General features: G+C 43.9%; 18 protein-coding genes. 8 read left to right on the top strand and 10 right to left on the bottom strand.

Going from position 1 to position 25076, the window contains the following annotated elements:
* Positions 1–108: 108 nt before the first annotated feature.
* Positions 109–3309, bottom strand: coding sequence for a DEAD/DEAH box helicase (locus ACJJIW_RS09885; protein ID WP_444937227.1), 3201 nt, complete (start codon positions 3307–3309; stop codon positions 109–111).
* A gap of 151 nt (positions 3310–3460) precedes the next feature.
* Positions 3461–6478 carry a DUF2339 domain-containing protein gene (locus tag ACJJIW_RS09890; protein WP_444937228.1) on the bottom strand — a complete coding sequence of 1006 codons (3018 nt, stop codon included), beginning with the start codon at positions 6476–6478 and terminating at the stop codon, positions 3461–3463.
* 598 nt (positions 6479–7076) lie between these two features.
* On the opposite strand from ACJJIW_RS09890, the gene ACJJIW_RS09895 reads away from it, so the two are divergent.
* Positions 7077–7799, top strand: coding sequence for an AzlC family ABC transporter permease (locus tag ACJJIW_RS09895; RefSeq protein WP_444937229.1), 723 nt, complete (start codon positions 7077–7079; stop codon positions 7797–7799).
* Positions 7796–8110, top strand: a complete 315-nt coding sequence (locus tag ACJJIW_RS09900) for a branched-chain amino acid transport AzlD family protein (RefSeq protein WP_282931290.1) — start codon at positions 7796–7798, stop codon at positions 8108–8110. The genes ACJJIW_RS09895 and ACJJIW_RS09900 overlap by 4 nt, the downstream gene beginning before the upstream one ends.
* 455 nt (positions 8111–8565) lie before the next feature.
* On the opposite strand, the gene ACJJIW_RS09905 is transcribed toward ACJJIW_RS09900, so the two are convergent.
* Both ACJJIW_RS09905 and ACJJIW_RS09910 read right to left on the bottom strand, forming a co-directional pair.
* Positions 8566–8946 (bottom strand): DUF5329 family protein, encoded by a 381-nt coding sequence (locus ACJJIW_RS09905; RefSeq protein WP_282931291.1) that lies wholly within the window; start codon positions 8944–8946, stop codon positions 8566–8568.
* A gap of 118 nt (positions 8947–9064) precedes the next feature.
* Positions 9065–9424 (bottom strand): hypothetical protein, encoded by a 360-nt coding sequence (locus tag ACJJIW_RS09910; RefSeq protein WP_444892006.1) that lies wholly within the window; start codon positions 9422–9424, stop codon positions 9065–9067.
* A gap of 759 nt (positions 9425–10183) precedes the next feature.
* Here ACJJIW_RS09910 and ACJJIW_RS09915 point away from each other — a divergent pair.
* Complete coding sequence (locus ACJJIW_RS09915; RefSeq protein ID WP_444937230.1) at positions 10184–12727, top strand: LVIVD repeat-containing protein; 2544 nt, start codon at positions 10184–10186, stop codon at positions 12725–12727.
* A gap of 365 nt (positions 12728–13092) precedes the next feature.
* Here the strand turns inward: ACJJIW_RS09915 and ACJJIW_RS09920 are convergent, their stop codons facing one another.
* Positions 13093–15258 carry a winged helix-turn-helix domain-containing protein gene (locus ACJJIW_RS09920; RefSeq protein ID WP_444937231.1) on the bottom strand — a complete coding sequence of 722 codons (2166 nt, stop codon included), beginning with the start codon at positions 15256–15258 and terminating at the stop codon, positions 13093–13095.
* A 220-nt stretch (positions 15259–15478) separates the two neighbouring features.
* Here ACJJIW_RS09920 and ACJJIW_RS09925 point away from each other — a divergent pair, with 220 nt between their 5' ends.
* A complete protein-coding gene (locus tag ACJJIW_RS09925) occupies positions 15479–16330 on the top strand; it encodes an alpha/beta hydrolase (protein WP_444937232.1) in 852 nt (283 codons plus the stop codon).
* Positions 16331–16387: 57 nt separating this feature from the next.
* Complete coding sequence (locus tag ACJJIW_RS09930) at positions 16388–17590, top strand: serine hydrolase domain-containing protein (protein ID WP_444937233.1); 1203 nt, start codon at positions 16388–16390, stop codon at positions 17588–17590.
* 166 nt (positions 17591–17756) lie between these two features.
* Here the strand turns inward: ACJJIW_RS09930 and csrA are convergent, their stop codons facing one another.
* Entirely contained in the window at positions 17757–17966 is a 210-nt protein-coding gene (gene csrA, locus ACJJIW_RS09935; RefSeq protein ID WP_282931298.1) for a carbon storage regulator CsrA, read from the bottom strand.
* A 693-nt stretch (positions 17967–18659) separates the two neighbouring features.
* Here csrA and ACJJIW_RS09940 point away from each other — a divergent pair.
* The gene (locus ACJJIW_RS09940; RefSeq protein ID WP_444937234.1) at positions 18660–18998 is read left to right on the top strand and encodes a YjaZ family protein; all 339 of its coding nucleotides are present in this window, start codon (positions 18660–18662) and stop codon (positions 18996–18998) included.
* A 723-nt stretch (positions 18999–19721) separates the two neighbouring features.
* On the opposite strand, the gene ACJJIW_RS09945 is transcribed toward ACJJIW_RS09940, so the two are convergent.
* The 4 genes from ACJJIW_RS09945 to ACJJIW_RS09960 form a co-directional block, all read right to left on the bottom strand.
* Positions 19722–19976 (bottom strand): hypothetical protein, encoded by a 255-nt coding sequence (locus ACJJIW_RS09945; RefSeq protein WP_282931299.1) that lies wholly within the window; start codon positions 19974–19976, stop codon positions 19722–19724.
* A 137-nt stretch (positions 19977–20113) separates the two neighbouring features.
* A complete protein-coding gene (locus ACJJIW_RS09950) occupies positions 20114–20470 on the bottom strand; it encodes a hypothetical protein (protein WP_444937235.1) in 357 nt (118 codons plus the stop codon).
* Positions 20471–20752: 282 nt separating this feature from the next.
* The gene (locus ACJJIW_RS09955) at positions 20753–20959 is read right to left on the bottom strand and encodes a hypothetical protein (protein ID WP_282931301.1); all 207 of its coding nucleotides are present in this window, start codon (positions 20957–20959) and stop codon (positions 20753–20755) included.
* A gap of 280 nt (positions 20960–21239) precedes the next feature.
* Positions 21240–22402 (bottom strand): IS3 family transposase gene (locus ACJJIW_RS09960; RefSeq protein WP_282932943.1). Its coding sequence is split into 2 segments (ribosomal slippage): positions 21240–22144 and positions 22144–22402, totalling 1164 coding nucleotides; the frame shifts between segments, so codons are not numbered across the junction.
* Between the two features lie 982 nt (positions 22403–23384).
* Between ACJJIW_RS09960 and ACJJIW_RS09965 the strand changes: the two genes are divergently transcribed.
* Both ACJJIW_RS09965 and ACJJIW_RS09970 read left to right on the top strand, forming a co-directional pair.
* A complete protein-coding gene (locus ACJJIW_RS09965) occupies positions 23385–23606 on the top strand; it encodes a hypothetical protein (RefSeq protein ID WP_444937236.1) in 222 nt (73 codons plus the stop codon).
* A 318-nt stretch (positions 23607–23924) separates the two neighbouring features.
* Positions 23925–24998 carry a competence protein CoiA family protein gene (locus tag ACJJIW_RS09970; RefSeq protein ID WP_444937237.1) on the top strand — a complete coding sequence of 358 codons (1074 nt, stop codon included), beginning with the start codon at positions 23925–23927 and terminating at the stop codon, positions 24996–24998.
* The last annotated feature ends 78 nt before the right edge of the window (positions 24999–25076 follow it).

The following is a 25076-nucleotide window of genomic DNA, read 5'->3' on the forward strand; positions in this document are numbered from 1 at the left end:
GTTTAACTATTAGGCGGGAAAGGGGGTTAAGGGGCGCTGTTGGGGTTTATCGATGGGATCAATCGGGCGGGAAAAATAGGGGCTCCACCGGAGCCCCTATTAAATGATTTAACCCTGGAACAGTGACAACCACTGCTCCGAATCCAAGGCAGCACTTTTCCCATCTTTACTGTAAATCGCATCTGCCAGCGCCTGCTTGTGCGCTTGCATATCGATGATTTTTTCTTCGACGGTATTTTCGCAGATAAATTTATACACAAAGACTGGCTTATCCTGGCCGATGCGATATGCGCGGTCGGTTGCCTGGTTTTCTACTGCCGGATTCCACCAGGGATCGTAATGAATAACCGTATCGGCAGCGGTAAGGTTTAGGCCTACCCCTCCTGCTTTTAAGCTGATCAGGAATACGGGAACATCACCATTTTGGAAAGCGTCAATTGCTTCCTGGCGTTTGCGCGTGCGCCCGGTGAGTTTTACATAGGGTATGGCTTGACCTTCCAGGGCAGTTTCAATTTTGCCGAGCATCTCGGTAAATTGGGAGAATACAAGTATCTTGCGGCCTTCCTCCACCATTTCCGGGAGGATGTCCATCAGTGCTTCCAGTTTGGCCGATTGTTTAACCTTTTTTGCCTTTTCCAGTTTGACCAGCCCGGGATCGCAGCAAATTTGTCGCAGCTTTAATAGGGCATCCAAGATTTCAATATGAGAGCGATTTAGACCTTTCTTCTTCATCAGGTCCCTAACCCGCTTCTCCATCACTGAGCGTACGGTTTCGTAAAGCGCGGCTTGGGCGGTATCGAAAGTCACCCGCTGGATAATTTCTGTTTTTGGGGGGAGTTCAGTGGCCACTTCTTGTTTGGTGCGGCGTAAAATAAATGGGGAGATTCTCTGGTTCAGAGTCTGTTGCTTGTGCTCATTAGCCTGCTTCTCAATGGGGGTGCGATAAAGACCATTAAACCTTTTCTGGCTGTGCAGAAAACCGGGCATCAGGTAGTCAAACAGTGCCCACAACTCGCCCAAGTGGTTTTCCAGTGGCGTACCTGTCATGCACATTTTGTGCTTTGCACTTAGAGTACGGAGTAATTGTGCCGCTTTTGATTTGGGATTTTTAATCACCTGGGCTTCATCGAGAATCAATAGATGAAAATCATACTCTTTTAATATTTCACTATCTCGAACAATCAACGGGTAGGTGGTTATGACCAGATCAGACTCGGGAATGAGTGAGAAATTCTCATGCCGCTCACTGCCGTGAAGTAGTAGCGCTTTTAATGTTGGAGTAAAGCGCAGGGCTTCGTTGAGCCAGTTACCCACCAAGCTGGTGGGTACAACCACCAGGGCGGGGGCGGTTAAGCGGCGGCTCTCTTTTTCTTTGAGAATATGAGCCAATCCCTGCAAGGTTTTACCCAGGCCCATGTCGTCGGCCAAAATACCATTCATATCGAGCTTGCGTAGGTGTTGCAGCCATTCAAAACCCGATTGCTGGTAGGGGCGTAATTGTGCTTTCAGTGCCCTGGGAGGTTTTACACTTTGCGGGCCCTTTTGTAGATTCTTGGCCAGGGCTTTTAGATCTTTATTGCCCTGCCAGGCTGAATCGGCATGCGGCAGCTCCGGCATAGCAAACCTGGGTACCTTGAGGCTTTGGGACTCGCTGTCATACCACTCTTCTAAAACGGCATATAAATTGCGGAATAGTGCACTGGGCAGACGAATATACTGGTCTGAGCCGAGGGGAACTAATATGTCTTCTTCATCAGCGGCCGCATAACCCGATTCCAAATACTGTAATATTAGCGGCGCCAGGTGAATGGGTTGACCTTCAATATCTACGGTAGCACTCAGGGAAAACCAGTCATTGTCAGACTCTTCTGTTTGCCATTCCCAATCTTCAACTTCGTGTACTTTTAAAGAAAAATCATTCTCGAATTCGACTATCCACCCAGCTTCCTCAAGTCTTGGGATACCCTCGTTGAGGAAATCGTGCCAGCGCTCAATAGGCGTTTGACCGGTTTCGCCATCATCGAAGAACAGAGAGATCTCACCGGCTTCATTACCCCCTAAACTCCACTGCCATTGCATAAGATCCTTCAGTACAGCGATTTCGTGATGAAAATTTCGCTCTACTTTATAAAGCTTATCTTGTTGAGAGTAGATATTAGTTTCTGGCGGATTCTCGGCAAGTATTTCTTCTGCACGGATTACTACCGGGCCATACTTAATGTGAAAATTGGCCGTGTGAATACTTTCAATCTCTCCCGGAATGGGGATCGATTTAAGGGTTAAGACCGGCCTTAGTGAATCGTCTACCTGTATGATAGGTAGTGATTTTGGTGTGGGTAAATGTTCACTGCCATAGTGATTATTAAGAAAGGTAATAGCACTGCCCATTTCTTTTTTGGAAATGGCTGGCATTGTTGCAAAGTCATTTAAAGCTCCACCACCCACAGGGCTTATGATAGGACCAATGATGTCTTCTTGTGGTGAAAAATAGCAAGGTGGCTCGGTGGGGATTAGTTTCCAGTCATCGGGAAGGTCAGGCACATCTAATTGCAGCTGTGCGCTGTTATTACTTTCTTCCCAGTTGAGCTCCAGCTTGACTGCGTCCCCCCCATGAATCGGAGTTAGAGAATCGATATCGCTGAAGAAACGTCCACTGTCTAGCAGGCTTCTCAACAGAAGCGCACCTTCCTCTCCAGATATGGTTTTCCTGAAAAAGGACTGTGACAGCAGTTGTTGAAGGCCAAAAATTCTCTGGTCGATTTTTGATATGGCAAGGCTGCTGTTGATATGGAAGTATTCTCGCTGGGGCTTACCATAGCCGCCTTTTTTGAGTGGACGGGCAGAATAGACATTAATCCTGGCATGTGCAGGGGAATGCCGATCATCCCAATCCAAGGTATACAGTAGGTCTCGTTGTGCTGGTGAATCAAGCACGAGTTCACGCTGTTTCCCTGTAATATTGTTTTGCCAATGCTCCCAGGTTGTACTATTTGAGACCCGCCTGGGTGTCTTCTGGACTTCATTAACCGCTGCCATCAGTACAGCGGCTACATGTTTGCAGTTGTACCCCACTGGGCAGGAACATTCTCCATCAATTTCGAATCCCCCCAAAATAGGGTCTTCGACTATTTCTATAAGTTGTTTGTAGTGGCTGGCATAGGAACCCTTTACCCTCCCGGTGATGGTTTTGCCATCGTGGGAAACATTAAATTCCTGAACTTTGCCGTTTCGAAAGTAATCTTTTCCCCTAACCAGGCTGTTACTAGGGAGTTGCTGGGAAATGCTTCTAAAATCTATCGGGATGTTCATTTATTTTGGAATTGCCTAATACTAGCCGGTTAGCGATTACAGTTCTAAGAGAGTCTTTTGTGTTAATGGTACTTGCTTTTAAACGTAGGGGTAAGTAATCGGGAGCTTGTCGGTATCAAACTCCCGGTATAGCGTCTAATTAACCGGCGGCCTATTCGGGTAACGTGTGTCGGGGTAAGAACTTCTGATACTGAAACGCCGCGCCCAACATACACAGTCCCACTAACATACAAACGACTATCTTTTGTATTAGTGAGAAGTCCTGCATATCCCAGAGCACAATCTTCAGTGCAGCTATGCCATAGATAATTAGTGATAACTTGAGTAACTTCTGGGTTTCAGGCTTTAATGTCTGGAACAGCAGTAGGGTCGCATGCACAACGAGAGCGAAAGAAACTGCCGGTAGCCACATGGCATCAAATAGCTGTGCTAATAGAGCTACGTAAACAATAATCGCGGTAACATGCACCAGCCACATATTTGCTATTCGATGACCAGACCAAACGGCTCTTGTAGGCAGGGTTTTGTGGTAAACCAGCAGGACAGCGATGCCAAGAGAGACTAGGTTATAGGCTCCAATCCACTCTGCATTGTGCGATTTTACAATGACAGCTCCGACTTGAATCAGTGTGATTAATTCAAAAATACCCAGTGTCAGCATGTAGAAGGGCGTTAGCTGGTTGCGTACAGGTGCCAGCTTGGGTTGGCCGAAAAAGAGGCTCCCAAAATAGAGCTGAGTGAGTAGTAATGACAGTACATAGTCACGAGTCAAAGTGTAACTGACAGCTATCAGTACTGCTGCAAAATAGTAGAAGGCCAGCGGGAATACAGGCTTCAGTGCCCAGTGGATAGCTTGCTGCCACTCCCTACCTGCGGGAGATCGCTTTAAGCCCTGGCCAAGCCATATGAGCCCTATGAAGCTGGCGACTCCCAGCAATAGCCCCTCCATCGCCTTGCCCTGCCAGCCGACAAACTCTTGTAGGAGACAACCGCCGATAGTGATAAGGCTTGCAGCAGAAATCAAAATGCGAAATTCTTGTTTTAGATGTTCCATCCGCAGCCATATGTAGAGGTATAGGGCAATACCACACGAGAACCACATAGCAACAGTGAAGTAGTCACTGGCCTTATACAGTATGGTAGGTAAGGCAATAATGGGCAGTAAAGCGTAAAAGAGTTTACGCAGTGCCAATGCCAGCTTCTGCCCTGGTGATTGTATATTCAGCTGGTGATAGAGCTCGGCAATCAACCAAAGCGCCAGGAAAGCTTCAACACTGGCGATTTTGCCGTAGGGAATTTGATCATAGAAATGGAGGTTGCCCACAACTGATGCACTGGCCAGTAGTGGAATAAACAACAGAAGGTAATGCCAGAGGCCGAGCCACTCGCTAAATGCTGAATTCATGCGTTGGCTGCGCCAGATCAGGAAAGTCATTGGCAGTGGTGCAAGCAACCACATTCCCTGTGGCCAGATAATACCTACCGATAACAGGAAGCTAGCCGATAAAAGCAGCCCAAAAGCATTATCGGCAACAAGGGTGAAACCTTGCTCTGCGGGAGTGGTTTTTCCTGCACTATGGCGCAATAGCTGAGTGAGGGCAAAGGCAGCGGCACTTAGGGTCAGCCAATTTGTCCAGCCTGCGCTGACGTCAAGGGATAGCAGAAGTGGTGCTGGCACCAGACTTTCAGCTACCCATACCAGGGCTTGCAAAAACAAGGTTATACCGGCTAAGGCAAGGGCGATATAGCCCTCACAACGCACGCTGATAAAACCGAAATGTAGACCGAGGTAAATCAGTAGGAGTCCTTCAATACACCAGACGATACCCAACAATTCGGGGCTGCAAAGAGCCAAAATAGCCAAGCCTGCTAGCAAGCCCCCATGGAGTAATGCCATTGCGAGGATACTGCGGGCTGAGTCACTATCAGTACCGTAGCCGAATAACGGTCGAGAGCAGATAGCGAGCGCCGCCCAGGGCAAAAGGTTGAACAACCAAATTACCCCCAGGGCGTTGCTAGAAGGGGTCAAAGACCAGCTTATATGGATAAATAGCACCAGGTTGGCTACCAGCATACCGATGCGTTTCCCATCCAACTCCCTGCCACTAAGTCCACTTAAAATGTAGTGAGCAAAACCATAGAAGAAACCATGAACTATCAGCAATAGGCTCCAGGTAGAGGTAGACTCCCCCAGATTCGCGACCGAGAACTCGAACATGCCAGCACTCAGTGCCATAGTGACCAGTGCGAGCTGAGGCCAGTGAATCAGCTTGGATAAATGGAGCATGGCGAGAGCGAGAACCAACAAGTAGCTTAGATATACAACAGCAGTTGGATCAACATGATTAGCCACCAGTGGCATGGTGGCGCCGCCCAATAAGGTCACCATGGAGACAACCCGGGTCTCAAACAGCAGGGCAAGTAAATAGGAGATCGATGTCGTTGCTACTAATAGTCCGACCCCGACTGGAATCGGGACTAACTGATAGTATGGCCCGGCAAAATAACCACACAAATAAAGGAGTATGACCCCGAGTGCGATTAGCCCGGAACCATAGTCAGCCATATTGGGCATACGCCGTCTAAACGTTACACCGCCCACAGTGGTTGCCGCCGCGACTAGGAAGCCAAGAGTCACTTTACCGGCGGGGCCCAGGTAGGCATTGAAAGAAAACTGCAATAGGTAAGCAAAGCCAAACACCAATGCCAATATACCGGCAGCCGTCATAAAGAAGACCGGAGCCTTCCCCTGGTTTTGATAGTGCCGGTAGAAGCTCATCAAGGAACCCCAAACCCGGTTCAGTGGTTCCAGGGTAGGTTCTAATAGGCTCGGTAGTTCCTCAGATATCCATTTAGCCAATTTACTTGGTTTGCCCACGCTTTGGGGGCGTGGCGTGGAGATAGTATTCTTCGGATGGACTGGAACTGTAGGAGGGGAAGTTGTTTGGTCTGGTTCTGGGGACTTAGAGTGGGCGGGCCCCATCAACTGAGCCAGTTCATCCTCTGGATTATCCTCTATCGGGAGCTTGGCTGCTAACTGATCCGCTGTATCTTGCTGAAGCTGTGCTTCTAGAGCGGATAACCGCTGTTCGAATATCTCAAGACGACGGCGATTGTCCCGCTCCAGTAGGGCCAATTCTGCGCGAAGTGATTGAAGTTCACTTTCCATAACTTGCTCTAAGTACTTTTCTCCGAGGCTACATTGACCTGAGCAGCGGAACAAGTAGTTATATTGCTGTATTCATTTGTTCAATTAATTTTGATAAATGTATCACTATTTGTTATGTAAGTATTCGCAAGCTGTTCGTTGACAACTATTAAAATAGTAAGAAAATTCAGTACAGTGAAGATTGTTATTTTTGTTCTGTCCGTGTTTACCGTGGTTGGGTCAAGAGAGATCGTTTGTCGTCACTAAGCTTAAGTAGCCAGATTGATCTCGATAAGATAGTCCTTTCACCATATGGAGCTTACCAAAACTACTTTTTCTATATTTTTGCTTTTTTGCACTTGATATTTCAATGTAAAAAAATCAGTTGACCCTCTGGAGTTCAAAATATATAAGTCCCGTCGGATTAAAGACTAAATGATTAAAGGTTTCACGAAGAAAAATGGAGGCAAGATTTCAGTATTTCCCTGGTCGGATGCTAATAATTATTGCTTATCATCATTCCCGTATTGTCAGTTGTTAACCTCTGGTACAACTTTGTAAGTTTGTATCAGATAAAACAGTAAACAATCCCTAATTGTAAAAATTGTCAGTTATTATCATGAATTTTCAAAGAGCCATTCCCGCAGAAAGATCGCATTCACTTGGGATGGCAGCAGTACTTGATACTTTGCCATTAGCAATAGCCGTAATTCCATGGGGGATTCTTTGTGGTTCTTTAGGAATTAAAATGGGCTTGAGCCCACTAGAATCACAGCTAATGTCCTTGCTGGTATTTGCCGGGGCAGCGCAGTTATCGGCTCTTTCCATTATTGGTGTGGGCGGTGGTCTTTCTTCTATCCTAGGTAGTACGGCAGTTGTAAGTTCTCGCCATCTACTCTACTCTGCGACTTTTAGAGGTGAAGCTTTAAAGCTGCCTCTATACAAGCGAATTGCATTTGCATTTCTTCTTACGGATGAAATGTTTGCAGTTGCCGAGAATAAAAAGAGAACACTTGGATATTTCTCATTTGAGTATGCACTAATATCCGGATTTACTTTCTACTTAATATGGAATCTATCTACCTTTGCAGGAATTATAGCCGGAAAGGGTATCCCCAACCTGGAGGCACTTGGGTTGGAATTTGCAATTGCTGCAACTTTTATTGCTATGGTCGTTCCAAATATTAAATCTCGAGCTACTCTCATAGCTGTTTTGGTTTCGGCAGCGAGTTCAGTAATATTTCATATTTATGCAGTATTCCATGGGTTGCTATTTTCAGGATTGATGGGTATGTGTATAGGCTATCTCCTAGAAGACAAGGCTGAGGAGGAAGAGGTATGAGTATTTATACCATCTTAGCAATGTCTGCTATTACTTTTTACATGCGTTATGCTTTCTTTATAAAGAATCTTCCAATAAAGTTAAACAATAATACTCAACGTTTTTTAAGGTTTACTGCACCTTGTATATTGGCCTCAATGGCGGCTCCAATTGTTTTTGGAGAGGTTGAACTTTCCAATTCCGATCTAACTAACCCCTTCCTTGTGGCAGGTCTATTCACTATTTTAGTTAGTTGCGTGATTAGAAATACTCTTGCCGTTGTCTTTCTTAGTATATTTGCGTTTTCAGCAATGAAGTTCTTCTTTGGCTAATTAAGTATATTTCTATTCAGGTAGGATTGAAGTTTTTGTTTCGGATAGTTTTAGCTGTTTAGAATGAAAGGGTATGAGAAGCAAGTTATTCTGGGCCTCCTTAACTATGCTGAAGTTAGGCCAATTCAATTGCTTTTGGTAAGGTAGCTAGGGAGCCCCTGAATAGCTCCGTAATGCCTCTGCGGGTCTTGAAGGGTGCTGATGTTAGGCGCAGCTCGCCGCGAATGGCCGTAGCCCTTTGCAAGAGCTGCAACGCAGCAGATGCGGCCTTCAAGGCCCGCCCTTCGGGGCTTGCAGAGCGATTCACACTCCGCGTTGCGACTTCTTGAAAGGTCTAGACATTCCTGCAAAGCCGCGCCTTGATTGTGAACCGCTCTGCATGCCAGAGGTATCACGGAGCTATTCAGAGGCTCCCTAGGTATCAGCTTTAATTGAGTTGGCCTCTTGCTAATGGCTTAAGTATTATCAGGAGTTAACTGAATAGTTTCACGATAGCGTGCAAGCTCATCTAAAAGCCACTGCTGGGATTCTTCTTTGGGTTGGTCTGCACACTGTATATGATAAGGTTTGCCGCTAAAAGTGCTTGCGCTGGCACTTAGTTTAATAAAATCCTCAGCGCTAACAATTTTATTGGAGAAATATTTGTATTTTTTCTCCATATGCTCCACGGCTTCCTGGCTGGTATGCTTGCTATCATTACGGATAAATGTGCACTCTGAAGCCGAAACAAACTCCATCAGATGATTTATCTCCTTGGTAGCTGTGTCAGCCTGAACCAGGGCAGGGAGCATACTCAGAGAGAGAATAGTGAGTGAATTTGAGAGGCTTTTAATCATTTTCCCATTCCTTGGCTATGGAAATCAGGATAGTCCACTAAGCGGACTTGAAAGAGTTGGAATAGAGCCCCGGAGGGGCTCTACCAGAAACATATATCAAGGCCTATAGTTTGGAGCTTTAGATGTTCTTGGTAACCACTACTTTCGCGGTGCACTGAACACTTTTACTGCCTTCCTCTCCAATAACTTCAGAGGACTCGGTCAAGATTTGAGAGACTGAAAGTTCAGAGGCAGAGATAACCTCCATCATTTCCTTTTTGCAGTTGGTGATATTGATAGCATTGGATATGGCTGGGTCATAGCTAATTTTGTGAGAAAAGTCTCTCTCTTCTTCACCATTGCGGCTTCTCTTGATACTTTGGAACGCATCTTTGCCCGCATCTACTGTGTCCCCGATAACGTTGCCAGGTTGTACTTCGAGTTTCATACAGGAGGTAGTAGCAATGGCCAGTGCAATAATGCTCAAGATTTTTTTCATTTTTTAGCTCTATAAAATATAAAAGCTTAACTTTGAATAGGCCAAAATGACTCAAAAAGCCAGGGGCTTGATGGTGGCCTATATATTAATTGGATTTATTCCAAGTTAAATTATACAAAATTTTGCGATGATTATTATCTAAATAAACCGTCATTGAAAATTTGGTCTATTTTTTGTTCATAGTGAACAAAAAGTCATCGAAAAACCTTGTGACGTTTGTGCGAAGGTACCTGTTGGGCGCTATCTGGTTCAAGCCATTTAAAGTAGTGCAAGGTTGTAGCGATTGGGTAGTTTTCTGGAGCATCCTGCATCCTCAGGATGTGTGTATCTATATACGAGAGATACTATATAGAGTGGAAATCTTTGTATTTTTTACATCGCCAAATAAGAGCAGAGATTGGAATACCTTTATAGAGGGTCGCAAAGAGTTCTAATTATCTAATTAGGGTAAGCACCAATTGATTTGAATCACTTATTTATAAATTCAATTTCTTTTCCCAGTGATGCTAGAAATATATTCAAGCAATAAGGCTCAGCGGCATATTTAAGAAGTGCCCGCAGTTAATTTGCATTTAATGTCACCCCTCCCTATTGTAGAAAAATCAACCATGAATGTTCAGTCACTGACCAACTTGGTACGTTTCGGCTCGAAATAAGGAAGAAAAAAGGATTTTCCAGCAATTTTATTTGATAAAGTCCCTGCGCAACAAAAATTCTTACAAAAGATATTCTATTAAAAGTTTTTGGGGAGATTTATCTGTGGGTAGCTTTAATAAAGCTTTATATCTTAGTTCTGTCTTTGTGCTTTCCGCTTGCGGAGGAGGTGGTGGCGGTGGCGGTGATTCATCTGGATCACAATCTCAATCAAATAATCAATCACCTCCAGCCGCAACGGCTCCGACAGCTGTTATTTCCGGACCTGCAAGAGTTGTTGATGGCGAACTGGTTACACTAAGTGCCGCAGAAAGTACGTCAAATAATGATTCCAATTTAACTTATCAGTGGCGTAGATTGACATCGGGGGGAGGAAGCCTCGAAGGAGATGATACTGATACGGTAACCTTTTATCCGTCATATAATCTTGACCCAACAGCAGGGGCACATCCTATTACACTGGAGCTAACGGTCGATAACGGGGAGACGACAGATACCTCACAATTTACCATTATTTCTGCTGCTAGCTTAAAAGAAAATCCGTTCAAGAACTATGCGACGGAAGGAGTTTGGGTAGCGGAAGATTTTTATCTTTCAGATGAGCGTATTTACTTTGTTGACAATAGCAGCTCGTTTATAAATCGCCCACTACCTGAGTTGGGGCAGCCAACTCCTAAGGAAGTTCATCAACAGATAGATGTTTATTCATGGCATGAAAAAAATATTGTCCAATATGAAAACTGGGCAATAGTGGTCTCTACGAAAAACTTGGAGTTTATTCAAACTTCTACTGAAGGACAAATATTACAAACAGTCACGGTTCCAACCAGTGCTGCAGATAACGGAGCTGAAAAAGCTTTTGGTGCTGTCTATGGTGACTATCTGGCTGTAGCTTTTAATAATAGTACAAACGGACTTAAAATCTATGATATTTCCGATCTACCCAATGTGAATTTGGTTGGCGTGGAGGCAAATATAGATTACCCAAAAAAAATATTAGTTTCGGAGGGTAGGGCTGTTGTAGCTACTGGCAGTAAATTATATACCTTTGATATATTAACCGATCCAGGCATGAGTACCCCGACTGCCTCTTCTTCAATTTCATGTTATGACATTGAACTTCATAAAGATCAGCTTTTCTGTGTTGAAAAAGATCACCTTGCAAAATATGAACTTGATGATGATGGTAGCCTAACTGCAAGTCAGTCATTTGTTTTTGAAAATATAGATACTGAAGCCCCGTACAATTTTACTATATCCAAAGGTGAAACCTTTCTCTATCTCAATACACAGGGGCTGACCACTACCTTTCCACTAGGTGAAGATATAAACATTCTTCATCCTGAAGTTAAATACCTCCAAACAGGAGCTGATTACGTTACAGACAATGGGGAAATCGTTGCTATAAAGCATTTTGATGGAAGTGTGGCAACGAGTGAAGTAAAAAAAATGGGTTCAGCACAATTGAATACCCTTTCAGAGGGTAAATCTCTAGAGTACTTGGCATTTCCTAGTGAAAGCCTGCTTGCCGCATCAGATGCTGAAGGCAGTATTAACTTCTACGATATATCAGAAAGGCTGAATCCAGAATTTGATTTTTCTATTTCCCGATCTTCAGCGGACTCTTATATAGGCAATATTGAATCATATAAGAATGATATAGTTAGTATTCCATTTAGCGGTGGTCTTTCTGATATAGATGTTTCCGGCGGTGAAAATATTGTTGAGTTATTCCAAGCCAATCCTACTTCAAAGAGGATTCTGGACTCCGCCTATAAGAGTACAAAGCTGCAAAAAGGACACTTTACGGTTGAACAGTATCCAGCTGTAAATGATGAAGAAGATTACTCCTTGATACGTTTTTTAGTTGATGGATCTCAATGGAGTGAATTTGAAGCGCCAGGATTAGTATATGAAATTACAGCCCATGGTGACTCACTCTATATGGCGTCAAGTCTAGGCGTTCAGATCGCAGACATCTCTTTACCTACAGCGGTAATACTAAGCGAAACCAGATTCTGTCATAGGACTATTTACTCTCTAGATGTTGAGGACTCAACCCTGGTAGCTTTCTCAGGATTTACCCTTTGCGCCACTACATTGGATGAAAATGGTTTGCCAATTGTAGATACGACATCGGCAGTCGATATCAGCAGTGGGTTTAGAGGGTATCAGCCTAAAGTCGTTCTCAATGATGGACTGGCCTTCCTTAATGGAAATGGTGTGACAATTTATGATGTTGGAGTTACCCGAGCACCTGAAATAGTAGGGCATTTCAGTACTTCTGGCCCTTCAAATGATGTGGAAGTCATTGATAACCTAATCTACTCTGCTGATGGTATGGGAGGGCTAACGGTTATTGAAAATACATTAGAGAATAATCCCGCCATAACTCAAGTTAGTGATAACGATGGTTCCATTACTTATGATTTAAGTTGGACAACTCCAAGTCAAGGACAACGGGTTCTAGATATTCCTGTTTGTATTGTGGACATGGGAACTTGTGAGATTAGTGAAGTAAACCGTGAAAATAAAACTGCAAAATTAATATGGAATAATAGTGACTTTGAAGGTGAAGCTGCTCTGAGGGTTATGGTCGGTAATGATATTTGGTTTAACTCTCAGGTAATCGTTACTCACTTTGACTAACTGATTATCCTTCTTGATTAATTGTTTATATAGTTTCCGATAAACGTTGGTAGGCTATTTTGACTGGAGTGGTTTTTAGAACTGCTCCGGTCTCTTTCTTCGACGTCTGGTTGCTAACTTTAAAGTCAGAGCTATTTGGCCATGTTCTCGCATGAGAATTAAAGTTAATAAATATTAATTGGTGCTATGAAATCAAGGTATCAATGAAGGTCACAATAAATAATATTGCAGTAGTTATATTAAAGGAGAACGGTTAACCATCTACTAATTTAAATGATGAGTTATAGTGTTATTTTCCCTACAAAGCCTCAAGTTGCTTGTAAACTCAAGGCCTATCAAAAAGTGCAGAGCCCCTTAAGAACGTTTTATTTTCTTAAGAATAACTCAGCCACTTCTTTTTTAGCGGCAACAACATAGGTAATCATTAGATTTTTCTGATTAATATCAGTCAAGTAATCGATGTCTCTATGCACTGCTCTCAAAATAGAAAAGTCACCAGTGCTGAGATCGTATGACCACAGCTGGTCATCTCGATTGATTGAGTAAATCACATTCTCTTTGACTACAAACCTTTTCTCACTGCCCTGATCAATCAGCTTTTCAATAAGCTGGTCTTCCGCAGGGCCGGGCTGCCAGAAGCGGTTCATATGATCCATATAGATCAGCCGGCCATCCTCGCTTCGTTGGGCCCAGTTAACTTGGGTATCGCTGATAATGCTAACTTCGAGATTATCCAAGTTTACTTCTGCAAACTTTGTAACGCCTTTAACCGTTAAAGTTAACAGTGCGAGGTTACTCACGCTATCCCACTGGAATAGTCGGTCAACTGGATGCGCTAGTGAGAAGGCTTCTCTGCTACCGTCTAGGGAGATTTTAGTCAGTATCTGATTGGCACTCGCCAGTATGCTTTGGCCGTCGGCAGACCAGCTAATACCGTAGATATTGGTATCCATAGGAAACAGGCTGACTTGCCGTAAATCACTGCCATCACTTATCCACACCTGATCTTCACCAGAGCGCCTGGATGTAAACGCAATCAAGTTACCATTGGGTTGGAAAATGCCATCATCTTCTCCCAAAATCGACCGTGTTGTGCTTGGGTAGAGTTCGCTGACATCTTCGTCCGAAGGTGTATCGATTGACTCAGGTTGGTTAAGCGGTATTGATGCAATATCACTATCGTATCGGCCCTTAATCAGAAGTGCCCTCTGCCCATTTGGGTGGAATTCCGGCGAGCTAGCAGACTGATCCAGGGGTAAATCAAGCTTACTGACCTTTCCATCATAAGTGAGAGAGAAGAGTCGCCGCCCTGTGCTAAAGATTAACTCATCTGTAAGCGGTGAAAAGTTAGGGGATATGGTCCTGCGCTGAGGGATTTCATCCGGATAGTCTATCGGGTGGCTGGATAAAAGCGCCCCCTTGGAATCCAGCATATCGATATAAAGCTGGCCATCTTGATGATGGCTGGTTACTGCTATTAACCCTTCACTTATTGAGTAATCAAAATAGGCCAGGTTTCCATTCTCCAGGTCATAAAGGACTCGACTGGTATTATCCTTGACTGAATAGTTGATCAACCGCCAACGGTCAGTCTCTTTGTGCAAAATAGCGAGATCATTATTATTTAGCCATACCGGGTTCTTAATTGCGGAATTTCTACAGCGCATTAATACATTTGGCTGCTGTGGGCTGGCTAATGCCTTTTGAAAATCCAGGCTTACCAGGTTGTAACAAGTATTTTGGGTTAGCGGTATGGTGCAGTCTTCTTCAGAAATAAATACCAGTTTCTTGCCATCCGGTGATAGTGTATGGCGGCCATAAGTACCCCATTCTGGAGTTAACTCTGTTTCCTTCTGTGTATGAATATTTCTGGCCCAGATTTTATTAACGCAGAGCTTATCTAAGTAACGATTAAATATAATATATTCACCGTCAGGCGAATAAGAGGGGCTAAACTCTTTACGGTCAGTTGCAGTTACCGCCTGTAATCGATCAAATACAAGCTGAGAGCTTTGCTCGGGCGGAGAGTATTTAAATATAACAAATACTAATAATACCAACCCGACAAGTGCAAAGATTGGAAATCGATTTGGTTTGATCGTCTGGGTTTGGTGGTTTGGATTAACCGGTGTTATATCAATTTCATGCTCAGGGGGAGTAGGGGAGGGAGCTTCCTCTTCCGGTGCTGTCTTACCCTGTGGAATAGAATCACCATCTTGCCAAACAATATCGCATTCCAGGCTATAACCCTGTTTCGCATGGGTCCTAATATAAGACTGCTGCTTCCGATCTTCCCCAAAGGCTTTTCTAAGTTGCGCAATACTTCTTTGCAGCGTATTGGGTGTGACTATTGTATCCGGCCAGACCTCAGACAGTAGCTCATCCTGGCTCACCACTTTTCGCTGATGTCTTGCTAAGTGGGTTAAGACAGCAAGGGCTTTAGGGGGGACAGTTTGCGAGTGCTCATGTCGGGTGATCTGGTTTCTGGATAAATCAACAAAGAAGTCACCCACCCAATATTGTGAAGTCATTGATGTATCTACCTGAACAAAATATGAGCTAAATTTTGGCAATGGATACTAGCATAAACCCTGATTACAGCTAAAGCAGACTTTGTAAGCTGTTGATAAATAAGCAATTTATAGCAACAGAACAAAGTCATTTAAAAGTCAGGGGCACTTCAGGTGTTTCATAGGCTCCTTGTTTAGATTCAACGCTTCTCCGATCACATGTAACGGTATAAATACTGATATGAAAAAGCGTTTACTAGTTGCCTTCCTCTTGCTACTACCTATAACGGCTCTTAAAGCCGGTGAGCATAAAGCCCTGGAGTTATCCACAATCCAAGTGATACCCATTCAGGACTCCAGCAATAACAGGGAATACGAGCTGTATATCAAGCTGCCTGAGAAATATAAGGAGAGTGACACCAAAAAGCATCCGGTCATTTATTATACAGATGCTTTGTGGGCGGTTGAAATACTGTCGGCCACCACTGAGTATGCACTGGAAGATGCAATTTTGGTGGGCATTGGCTGGCGGAAAGGTATGCCAGCTGATGAAAATGAATGGTCGAGTCGATATCGGGACTTTAAACCAGCACTACCCTCAGATGATAAAGCTAACGATAAAGAATCCTTTAAAGGAGAGGCCCATCAGCATCTCGCCTTTATCAGAAATGACGTTATAAAGTATATCGAAAGCAATTACCGCGCGAATCCAGATAATCGGACATATTTCGGTTACTCATTTGGTGGTCTCTTTGGAGTCTATGCCTTAATAAGCCAACCGGATACTTTTCAGAACTACATTATCGGTAGCCCATCAAGATTGATAGGCACTTATATGGATTCTCGTCTTGAACTAGAGCCTAACAAACCATTGATAGAACTACCAAAACAAACCAATGTATTTATTGCCTACGGCGCTTTAGAAAAGGAGCTGGGTGCAACGGTAGAAAGGTTTGTTAGTGAGTTAAAGAGCCAAAAGCTGGCTAACTTATCCATAGAACCGGTGGTTATTGAATCGGCTAATCACACAACGGCGTTTCCAAAGACTTCAGTGCGCAGTATTTATTGGCTTGCGGATAAAGTGAAGCACTAATCAATAGTATATCGAGCCATATTAATAAACCGTTAAAAATTAAATATAGGATATAAAATGCTTATCAAGAAGCTAATCACAATCGGGCTAACGTACGGGGTATTTACTACTGTAAGCGCAGGAGACCTACAGGCACCAGAAGTCAATATGGTCGACTATAGTAGCGACCTCACAGGCCTGGAGAGATCAATACCAAAGCTTAAAACAGCATTTATAGATACAGCCCCAGCGGATAGAAAAGACGGTATTCCTGTTGGTGAAATCGATACCATCAAGGAGAGCTTGGAAAAACTGGCACGGGAAATAGCAGACAACCAACACACACCCTACGATAGCCTACTAATTGCTCAAAATAACAAACTGGTATTTGAATCCTACTACTCCCTTGGTCGTGTTAATTTTCCTCACCCGCAAGCATCTGCCACAAAGGCTTATACAGCCCTGGCAATTGGTCGGGCGATACAGTTAGGTTATTTGACCATGGCAGACTTAGACAAGCCTGTCATTTCCTTTCTAAAGGGGTTGGATAGGAAACAGCTTGTTAAAGGCGCAGACCTTGTCACACTAAATCATGCTATGAGCATGCAGTCGGGAATCCGTATTGCAGAGGAAAAACTCGATGCTCTACTGGAAAGCAAAGAGCAGTTAACCGGGAAAAAGCTGGCTCAAATCTATTTAAGTCACAGTAAGCCGATCACTCTTGATTCGCAAACCTATTTATACCAAGGCTCAGATCCAATGATTGCAATGTTGGTACTGGACGCCGTTGTCCCCGGTTCCGCAAGCGACTTTATTAAAAAAGAGCTGCTAGAGAAGATGGGGATCGACAACTATCACTGGAAGGAAGCCGTCAGCGGCGTGCCCCAGGCAGGGTCAAGGGCCATGATGACATCTCGCAGTATGGTTAAGTGGGGCACCTTGGTACTCAATAAAGGCAGATGGAATGGCGATCAGTTAATCCCTGAAGCGTTTATTGCTAAGGCCACCGGAAAAGTAGCTGTTCCCACAGGTGATGAGTTTGACTATACCAACTTCTCATACGGCTACTTCTTCTGGCGAACGCCCCTGAAGGTTGGCAACAAGAAATATATCGCAAAATTTGGTTGGGGCGGTGGTGGCCAGTATGTCATGGCTATTGAAGATCTTGATTTAGTAATTGCCGTCACCGGCCACAGAGATGATGACAAAACCCTGGGCTTGATAGAACAACGTATTTTGCCAGCTTTTGTATCTTCTGCATTAAGTGGTACAACTGGCTAAATTGTTACATTAATTTACCTTGCCTAGGCACTGTTAAAGTTTTCTGTCCAGCATTTAGGGCCTTTGGAATAAGGAAGCCCTAAATGCTGGATAGATTGTTCGATTACACAAGGGTTGCGGTAGTTATCGTTTTGGAGTAGTAGGACCAAAGCAGGATTGTTAGGGCTCACTCTACTGGGAAAATTTGCTTTTTATCCCCATTGTCTTGCCTCTGTTGTCTTTTGATTCTCCTATAAATCTCTTCACGGTGAACCGCCAAGGTCTTGGGAGCGATTATGCCTACCCGCACCTGATTACCTTTAACTTCTAATATCGTGATTGAGACGTTTTCCCCAATCCTGAGGTTCTCGCCAGTACGGCGGTTTAAAATCAACATATTGGTTTCCTAATGAGACGCAAAGCATTGGCAAACCTCCCGCAACGGGAGGGCAAGGAAAGTAAGAACGGTTGCAGGTATTAGGAGGGGCGCGAGAACGGTAGGCGTAAAAGAAGAAAAGGCGGGCGCTAGACTCCCAGTGCTTAGGGAATCGCCTCAGGCTACTGAAAGTGCAACCTTTTATTGAAGACGAGCGGGTTTCTAGCGTACCATTCATGGAGCCACTTTGATAACTGTGATATCAACTTGGTTAGCTGGCCCCGGGTGTTGCCGCACCTTGGGTCAGCGCCTTTTACTGTCTCTTACGTCACGCTACCGTTCTCCTTTGAGAATGGGTCTTTTATACAACTCTTGATGTTCTTGTTTTATCTTGGGCTGCTGGCTTGTCGAAGCCGATTTGATCACGGCCCAAAATATTGCTAAATATCTATCGATTCTACGCAGCTTTGACGCTGAAGAAAACTGAATAAAATCCAATAAGATTATTTGGGCGCCTAAATTTTTTTCTGTCTGTCTTGTGGGTATCAGTTTCTTATTGGATGTATCGGGTTAAATTGAGTTTGGCTTTATGTGTTGGTTAAATATTTAAACTGAATTATCCTGCCATAATTTATTTGATATTGAGTTAGTCGGTAAGTGCAGGATAATGAATTTTTCCTGAGGTCTACTTATTAAATTTGCCGGTTAGCCTCCATGTACGATAAGAAAAAATGGCAGTGGATTTGCCCCGATACGGGAAATATCTACAACCTAAAGCACACACAGGAATTCGAGACTTCATATGGTGTGAAGCTTGAAAAGGGAGAGCCTGCGAAAGATATTGCTTGCCGAGTTATTTTTTCCAACCATTGTTTTACGCGGTTACGAAATCCTGAAGACTTAGATAGTCACGTAATGGTTCGTGAATCAAAGCGTGGCGGCAATGTGGAAGAGAGAGTTTTTTGCCCTGTTCGATGGGACTTCTCGCAACAGTTACCGGAGATTATTCGTGACCTGACATACCGAAATTGCCTTATAGGGGGAAGTAGGTAAATTATTTACCGGCAAGAAGGTCGCTCTGGGTTTAAGGAGCAGCAGGGTTGGTATATCTGTATGCGTTTAAATTTCAAAAGTAAACGTAATCCACAGTTGGGGCTTTGGGTTCGCAGTGTGCATTGGCGGAGAAATCGTCCGTTTGATGTGCGGGGGCACGGCGGTAAACGCTTTTGTATGATTTTGTCGGAATATCTCAGAAAACGATTATAAGCATCAAAAATGCAAAAGCCCCGGAAAACCGGGGCTCTGCATAATCACTGTCGGGCGTCTTGATTATGACCACACTTTGGTGGAAACCAGTGTTAACTGGTGCCATGAGAGCTACCCCAAAGGGACACCGACTATCGCTACTCACGTTGATTAATATATTAATATCTGGCGGCTTCGTCAATGAGAGAGGGGTAATTACAGGATTCTTATCGGCATTTGGTCTCCAATTAAGTCTTCTTGATTTTTAAGTTAAGAGATTCTAATAGCCTAACTAACTGATTTATATGGAAAATACAGATTTTAAAGGTTTTAGCGGCAATCTGAGGGAATATTTATCGCCTTTGCTCTGTCTAGATGGCACACCAGTCCGAGCTTCTGGAGGTCAATAATGATTAAGATGGTTATAGCAATGAGTTATAAGGGCAAGGGGGTAGGTTTTGTTGAGCGCTTGCAGAAGAATCGTATTAATTGGTAGCTAGAATCGCTAAATATCAATTATGTAAACTATTTTTACGCGCCGTTAATTCTGTTGGGGTCTTCAACCCATTCCTGGTTAATGCCTGTTTTTTGGTATGGCCGATGAAGGTATTCATTAAAAACAGATAGATCTATGTGAGCATTGATCAGATGGTGGAAAGCAAACTCAAAAGTTTGAGGTTGTAACTGCCCTTCGAAGTTGATTACGATCATGGCATCTTGGTTGTAATCATAGTTCTTGGAGTTGGGTGTGTATAGGATCTCAATATTGAGGCTCCATTTTATCAAAAAACACAAACCTCTAAGCGTTTTTCTACAGACTGAATGCCCCGTTAAGATCCCCAAGCAAGCCTGGCAAATCGGACCATGCTTGCTTGGGTATGCTTCAACGGCTTCTTATGTGTATCCTGCGATATTAATTAAACTTATTCCCAGATGCTTATCCATTCAATTTCATGTGCATCTGAAGATATACCGCTCGACTCTTTAACATTTACGCTTACTTTTTTTCCTGAAGCCTGCGCAGATAGCAGAGTAGATAAAATACTTGGATAAGATGGTTCTGAGTTTTCAAGATATGCGTATTTGACTCCTTCACAATCTCCCTGGCTATTTACAAATATACGTAAAGTATCTGCATAAGCACTACCATTGTCACGAGTTGCTTGTACCGTTATTCCTTTCACATCAATGTAACCGCATTCTAAGTAAGCATGAGATTGAACAGAAAAAACAGAGAGTGCTACTGCACCAGAAATAATAGAAAATGCCTTTTTAAACATTAGAGATTCCTTACGTTAATTATCAATAGAAAATATATTATTTTACGTTATCATAAAAAATGAAAGAGTGAATTTCTTCTTGCACGATAAAATCCACTGCATGCAAGGCTTTTAAATGAAGACGAAACCGAAATATAAAAGTCGTCGCTGTGTCCGAGATTGCTGATTGGGGTCTATCCACTAGCTTGCGACCTAGGTGAAATGCAGAGCTGTAGTCGCTAACTATTGTCTGGACCTCTTGATTTATCATACCCTAAAAAGGGTTGACCACTACATAAGCCTCTAATAGGGGGCAAACTTTTCACTAAAAAGCTTTGCCAGATTAGCTTCTACACCTTTAAGGATTTCTGCATCGTTAAGCAGATCAGACAGGGTGTCTTCATTAATTGAATTCTCATCAAGGTTTTCAATTTGTTTAAGATGGTATCGCATTGAATCCAGGATTAGGGTTAAGTTGGTATAGGGGAGCTTTAAGTCTAATGTTTCCACAATAATCTCTGAGTGTACTCTCTAGTGTGGTCCATGAGGGCATGAGATTCACCGAGTTGCATTGTTCTTGAGGGGGTGGACATTGTAGTGGTTTGCATACCTTGGCCTTCTGTATACGACAAACTTCACCCCATTTCTTGCTTGAAGTAACGCATCTTTCATGAGGCGAATATGATTAAGTCTAGGTTTTTTAGAATTCCCATATCGATGTGAATCCAAGAATAGTTCTGTATGATCTGTAATGTAAAACTGATCCTACCCATCAACAACGGACACACCACTAAGCGACTAGTTGTTCCTCAAACGCCTCAGGGCTGAGATAGCCATTGGCGCTGTGTAAGCGATTTCGATTGTAGTCTATCTCTATATACTCAAATACGGTCTCTCGCATGAGGCACCTTGTGGGAAAGCGGTTACCATGGATTGCTTCTACCTTAAGTGAGTGAAAGAATGTTTCTGCACAAGCGTTATCATAGCAATTACCTTTGGCGCTCATGCTGCACCGCAGACCATAAGCTGTAATCAAAGATTGATAATCTTTAGAGCAATACTGGCTTCCCCTGTCAGTATGCACGATAACATTCGTAGGTTTCTTACGTCGCCATAAAGCCATTTGAAGAGCGTCACAGACCAATGTAGCTGTCATCGTTTCTGACATCGCCCAACCAATAACTAGCCGACTATATAGGTCTATCACTACAGCCAGATATAACCAACCTTCTTCCGTTCTCAGGTAGGTTATATCCCCAGCCCATTTCTGATTCGGCCCTTCAGCATTGAAGTTCTGCTCGAGCAGATTTGGAGCTACTGGCAGGCCATGTTTTGAATAGGTTGTGGCTTTATATCTCTTGGCGGCTTTAGCCCGTAGGCCCTGTCGACGCATGCTGGCAGCAATTGTTTTTTGATTATATTTACTCCCCTCACTGGCCAACTCCTTCGTCAGGCGAGGAGAGCCACTACGTTCTTTACTGGCTATAAAGCGCTGCTGTACCAAGCTATCGAGCTGCATTCGGTACTGCTGGTACCTGGATTGGCCGGCCGATCTTGACACCCAGTCGTAAAACCCACTGCGAGATACGTTCAATACCTTGGCCATCGCTTTGATGCTGAATTCATGCCTGTGCATTTGCATGAAGGCGTACCTCATTTCAGGCTCTTTGCAAAGTACGCTGCGGCCTTTTTTAAGATCGCCAGCTCCTCTGCCTGCTCAGCCAGCTGCCGCTTAAGGCGAGCATTCTCTGTGGCCAGCTCTCTCTCGGCATCCCCTCGGCTCTGATGTAACTTAGCCTTGCTTCGCCATCCGTAAATCTGAGAAGGATGTAACCCAAGCTGTTTAGCGGCAACGCTTACCCCAACTTTGAGCGCAAGTGCTAGGGCATCCTTTCTATACTCCTCTGAGTACTGTTTACGAGTGGTTTTGGTTGGTTTATTTGATCTTGTCATAGAGCACCTCTGCTGCGTAGTTTATCGCTTAAGAGAGTGTCCGTCGTTGGTGGGTAGGATCAAACCTCTTCCTTTGTTAGCACTACTATCTCCCTTTAGTAACTCGTCCCCACCATGTTTGCGCCAGAGTGATCCTTGCTTGATGTGTAGTAATCGAGCGCTAACTTTGGCCATTAATAAGTGGCGGCTAAGCGGGTGCAGGGAATATTTCGTAGAGATTGTAAAACTTGATTAGATTAGTTTGGGTAGAATTACGTGCCGTTTAAGTGACTGGTGCGGACGTGCAAAATTTAGGAGCGTGATGCTCATAAATGAAATTGTCTCTCTTGTGTGTAATTAAAAGTAGTCAGAGCTTTAGGAGGAGATATTAATTTTTGCTTAGTCAATCCTTTTGCTGATTACCCTTGTCGCTGTTTGTTTTAGGGCGGTGATTTATTCTCAATGAAAAACGCCTCCCAAAGGGCACTACTGAATATCAAAAGTTGAGAAAGGAGTGCGCTAAAAAGTGTGATGAAGAGCTGTTATCAGGTTCCGAAGAAGTAGATCAGACAGAGCTACTGAGCGGGGAAAGATGGAATGCGAGATGATAATCCTGAGGGGAAGCCGGATTTAAAAGAAGTTAAGAGGTAGTGTATACAGTGTTGGATAGTTGCACTTTAATGATGTCGACTTTTTGGGCAAGGAAATTGTTTAGCTCTTGAACCTGAAGGTTTTCTGGATGTGAGCTAGAAATAAAAAAGGCCAACCTCACGGTTGGCCTTTTTCGATTTGGTGGAGATGGCGGGAGTCGAATAGTTGGCTGTAGGCCCCGTATTTACTGGTTTCACAATTTGCTTAATCACAAAACCCCACAGATAAACCCACCATCAGAGCAAAGTAACCCCCCATTCTGGCACCTCGTTAAACAGTTCTCTTTGCCTATTGATGATAGGAATTTATTCTCACTTGGTGCTCTAAGAAATGTAATTCAGCTGGAGGCATTATGAATAGGTTGGGGGTAGTTTTATCGTGGGGTGGCTTGGTGTTGTTGGCCCTGAAAGCATTGGGAGCGGTGAGCTGGCCTTGGGTGTGGGTAGCTATGCCCTGGATAGTTTACTCTTCGGCAATACTTGGGAGCATTCAGGCGGCAAAGGCGGTAGATGATTCCTATGGCCCGATGGTGCATGAGCTAACTCAGAGGGTAGCGGAGCTTGAGCAGCAATAGGCCGTAATTAGATGGCCTTCTCGGGGATTATACTGATGCGAACAAAACCTTTGCTGATGTCAACATTTGTCAACAGGAGAGCGCCGCTCCTCTTTGTGCTGGTGTCCTGTCCCGGTCTGACCCCGCATAAACCTTCCTGGCAGTGAGACAGCCCGCAGATAAGGCGAGGCAACTGATTGTGGAAAAACCTTCCCCTTGATGGTGCCTAGTTTTTTTAGTCCATAAAAAGTACCGAGATTCTGGTTTCCCAGCTGTAGTTTCAAGATGAGCTTATTTGTAATAATTGGCGACAGATAAGGGATTATGAGTCATAGGGTTATGAGTACACTAATACCATTTGCGATAAATAGGGAAAGTGGCGAACTTTGTGGTGTTGAAGATGTGCCACGTGGGCGCAGCTGTAATTGTGTCTGTCCCTCTTGCGGGCAGAGCGTTGTTGCTAGGCGTGGTGAGAAGGTGGAATGGCACTTTGCTCATGATAGCCGCGCTGAAGTAATGGCTGAAAAGGAGTGTGAACTATCTTTCGAGTTGGTCTGTGCGCAAATGCTAAGGCAGATGCTACTTGACGCGAAAAATGAACCTTTAGCGCTTCCAGTATATGAGGAGTTTTTGTGCCTGAATAAGGGTGGATATAAGCGTCGTGACTCAATCACGATAACTGAAGCCTCAACCAATTCAGTGAGTGAGTACAAAGAGTTTTCGATTCCGTATACGCTCATAGCAACGATACAAAATCATAAGCTGCTTCTCGATATCATACACAGAGAGCGTGTGGCAATAAGCCTTGATGATTATCCTGATAAAGTGTCAGGCCACTTGGAGTTTGACGTGTCAGATTATCTATCTTCACTAGAGAGCAAGGTGCCTCGCGGAATTACTTATAAGGCTGCTATGCGTAGATGGGTAACTGAAGAGGTTATAGCTAAAAGATGGCTTAATCACAAAAGAAAAGAGAGGCAGCTTGATAAGCTAAGAAAGGAGCTAAATAAAAGTCTTGATAATGAGATAGCACATTCGAAAAATATGTTACGCGAACAACGCCGAACATCAAGAAATGCAGATAATTCTATAGGGGTACATAGGTATCAGAGAGTTAGCCCCCCTAAAGTTCCTAGCGATAAGTATACTCATGAAGCAATGAGAAGAAGGGTTCAAGAAGAAGAAAGAAAAGAAAAAGAATCTAGAAGGCGGTTACTAGAAGGTGAATGGCCTAATACTCAAAGCTACTGTCCAGTTTGTAAGCATAAACTTGTTGCTCAGAAGTGCTCCTCTTGTTCTTCAAGCGAATATACCAGGGCTTCGTGCCAACACTGTGTTGGGACAGGTACGGTAAAAACATGCCCGAACTGTGGAGCCTCAACCAAAAATGAAGTTCAGGTATTCTCAGGCTAGGGCCCATGTCTGGCGGCGGCTGCAGCCTTCATCGATTGGACCCACCTACTGCACTTTAAATCTACGGTGTCATATTTC

It is taken from the genome of Microbulbifer maximicatervae (SeqCode) (assembly GCF_052467815.1).

Coding starts and splice junctions, on each gene's coding strand:
- ACJJIW_RS09930 (WP_444937233.1), top strand. CDS start 16,388: ATGCTTATCAAGAAGCTAATCACAATCGGGCTAACGTACGGGGTATTT.
- csrA (WP_282931298.1), bottom strand. CDS start 17,966: ATGTTGATTTTAAACCGCCGTACTGGCGAGAACCTCAGGATTGGGGAA.
- ACJJIW_RS09905 (WP_282931291.1), bottom strand. CDS start 8,946: ATGATTAAAAGCCTCTCAAATTCACTCACTATTCTCTCTCTGAGTATG.
- ACJJIW_RS09920 (WP_444937231.1), bottom strand. CDS start 15,258: ATGACTTCACAATATTGGGTGGGTGACTTCTTTGTTGATTTATCCAGA.
- ACJJIW_RS09925 (WP_444937232.1), top strand. CDS start 15,479: ATGAAAAAGCGTTTACTAGTTGCCTTCCTCTTGCTACTACCTATAACG.
- ACJJIW_RS09900 (WP_282931290.1), top strand. CDS start 7,796: ATGAGTATTTATACCATCTTAGCAATGTCTGCTATTACTTTTTACATG.
- ACJJIW_RS09970 (WP_444937237.1), top strand. CDS start 23,925: ATGAGTACACTAATACCATTTGCGATAAATAGGGAAAGTGGCGAACTT.
- ACJJIW_RS09895 (WP_444937229.1), top strand. CDS start 7,077: ATGAATTTTCAAAGAGCCATTCCCGCAGAAAGATCGCATTCACTTGGG.
- ACJJIW_RS09950 (WP_444937235.1), bottom strand. CDS start 20,470: ATGTTTAAAAAGGCATTTTCTATTATTTCTGGTGCAGTAGCACTCTCT.
- ACJJIW_RS09910 (WP_444892006.1), bottom strand. CDS start 9,424: ATGAAAAAAATCTTGAGCATTATTGCACTGGCCATTGCTACTACCTCC.
- ACJJIW_RS09890 (WP_444937228.1), bottom strand. CDS start 6,478: ATGGAAAGTGAACTTCAATCACTTCGCGCAGAATTGGCCCTACTGGAG.
- ACJJIW_RS09940 (WP_444937234.1), top strand. CDS start 18,660: ATGTACGATAAGAAAAAATGGCAGTGGATTTGCCCCGATACGGGAAAT.
- ACJJIW_RS09965 (WP_444937236.1), top strand. CDS start 23,385: ATGAATAGGTTGGGGGTAGTTTTATCGTGGGGTGGCTTGGTGTTGTTG.
- ACJJIW_RS09885 (WP_444937227.1), bottom strand. CDS start 3,309: ATGAACATCCCGATAGATTTTAGAAGCATTTCCCAGCAACTCCCTAGT.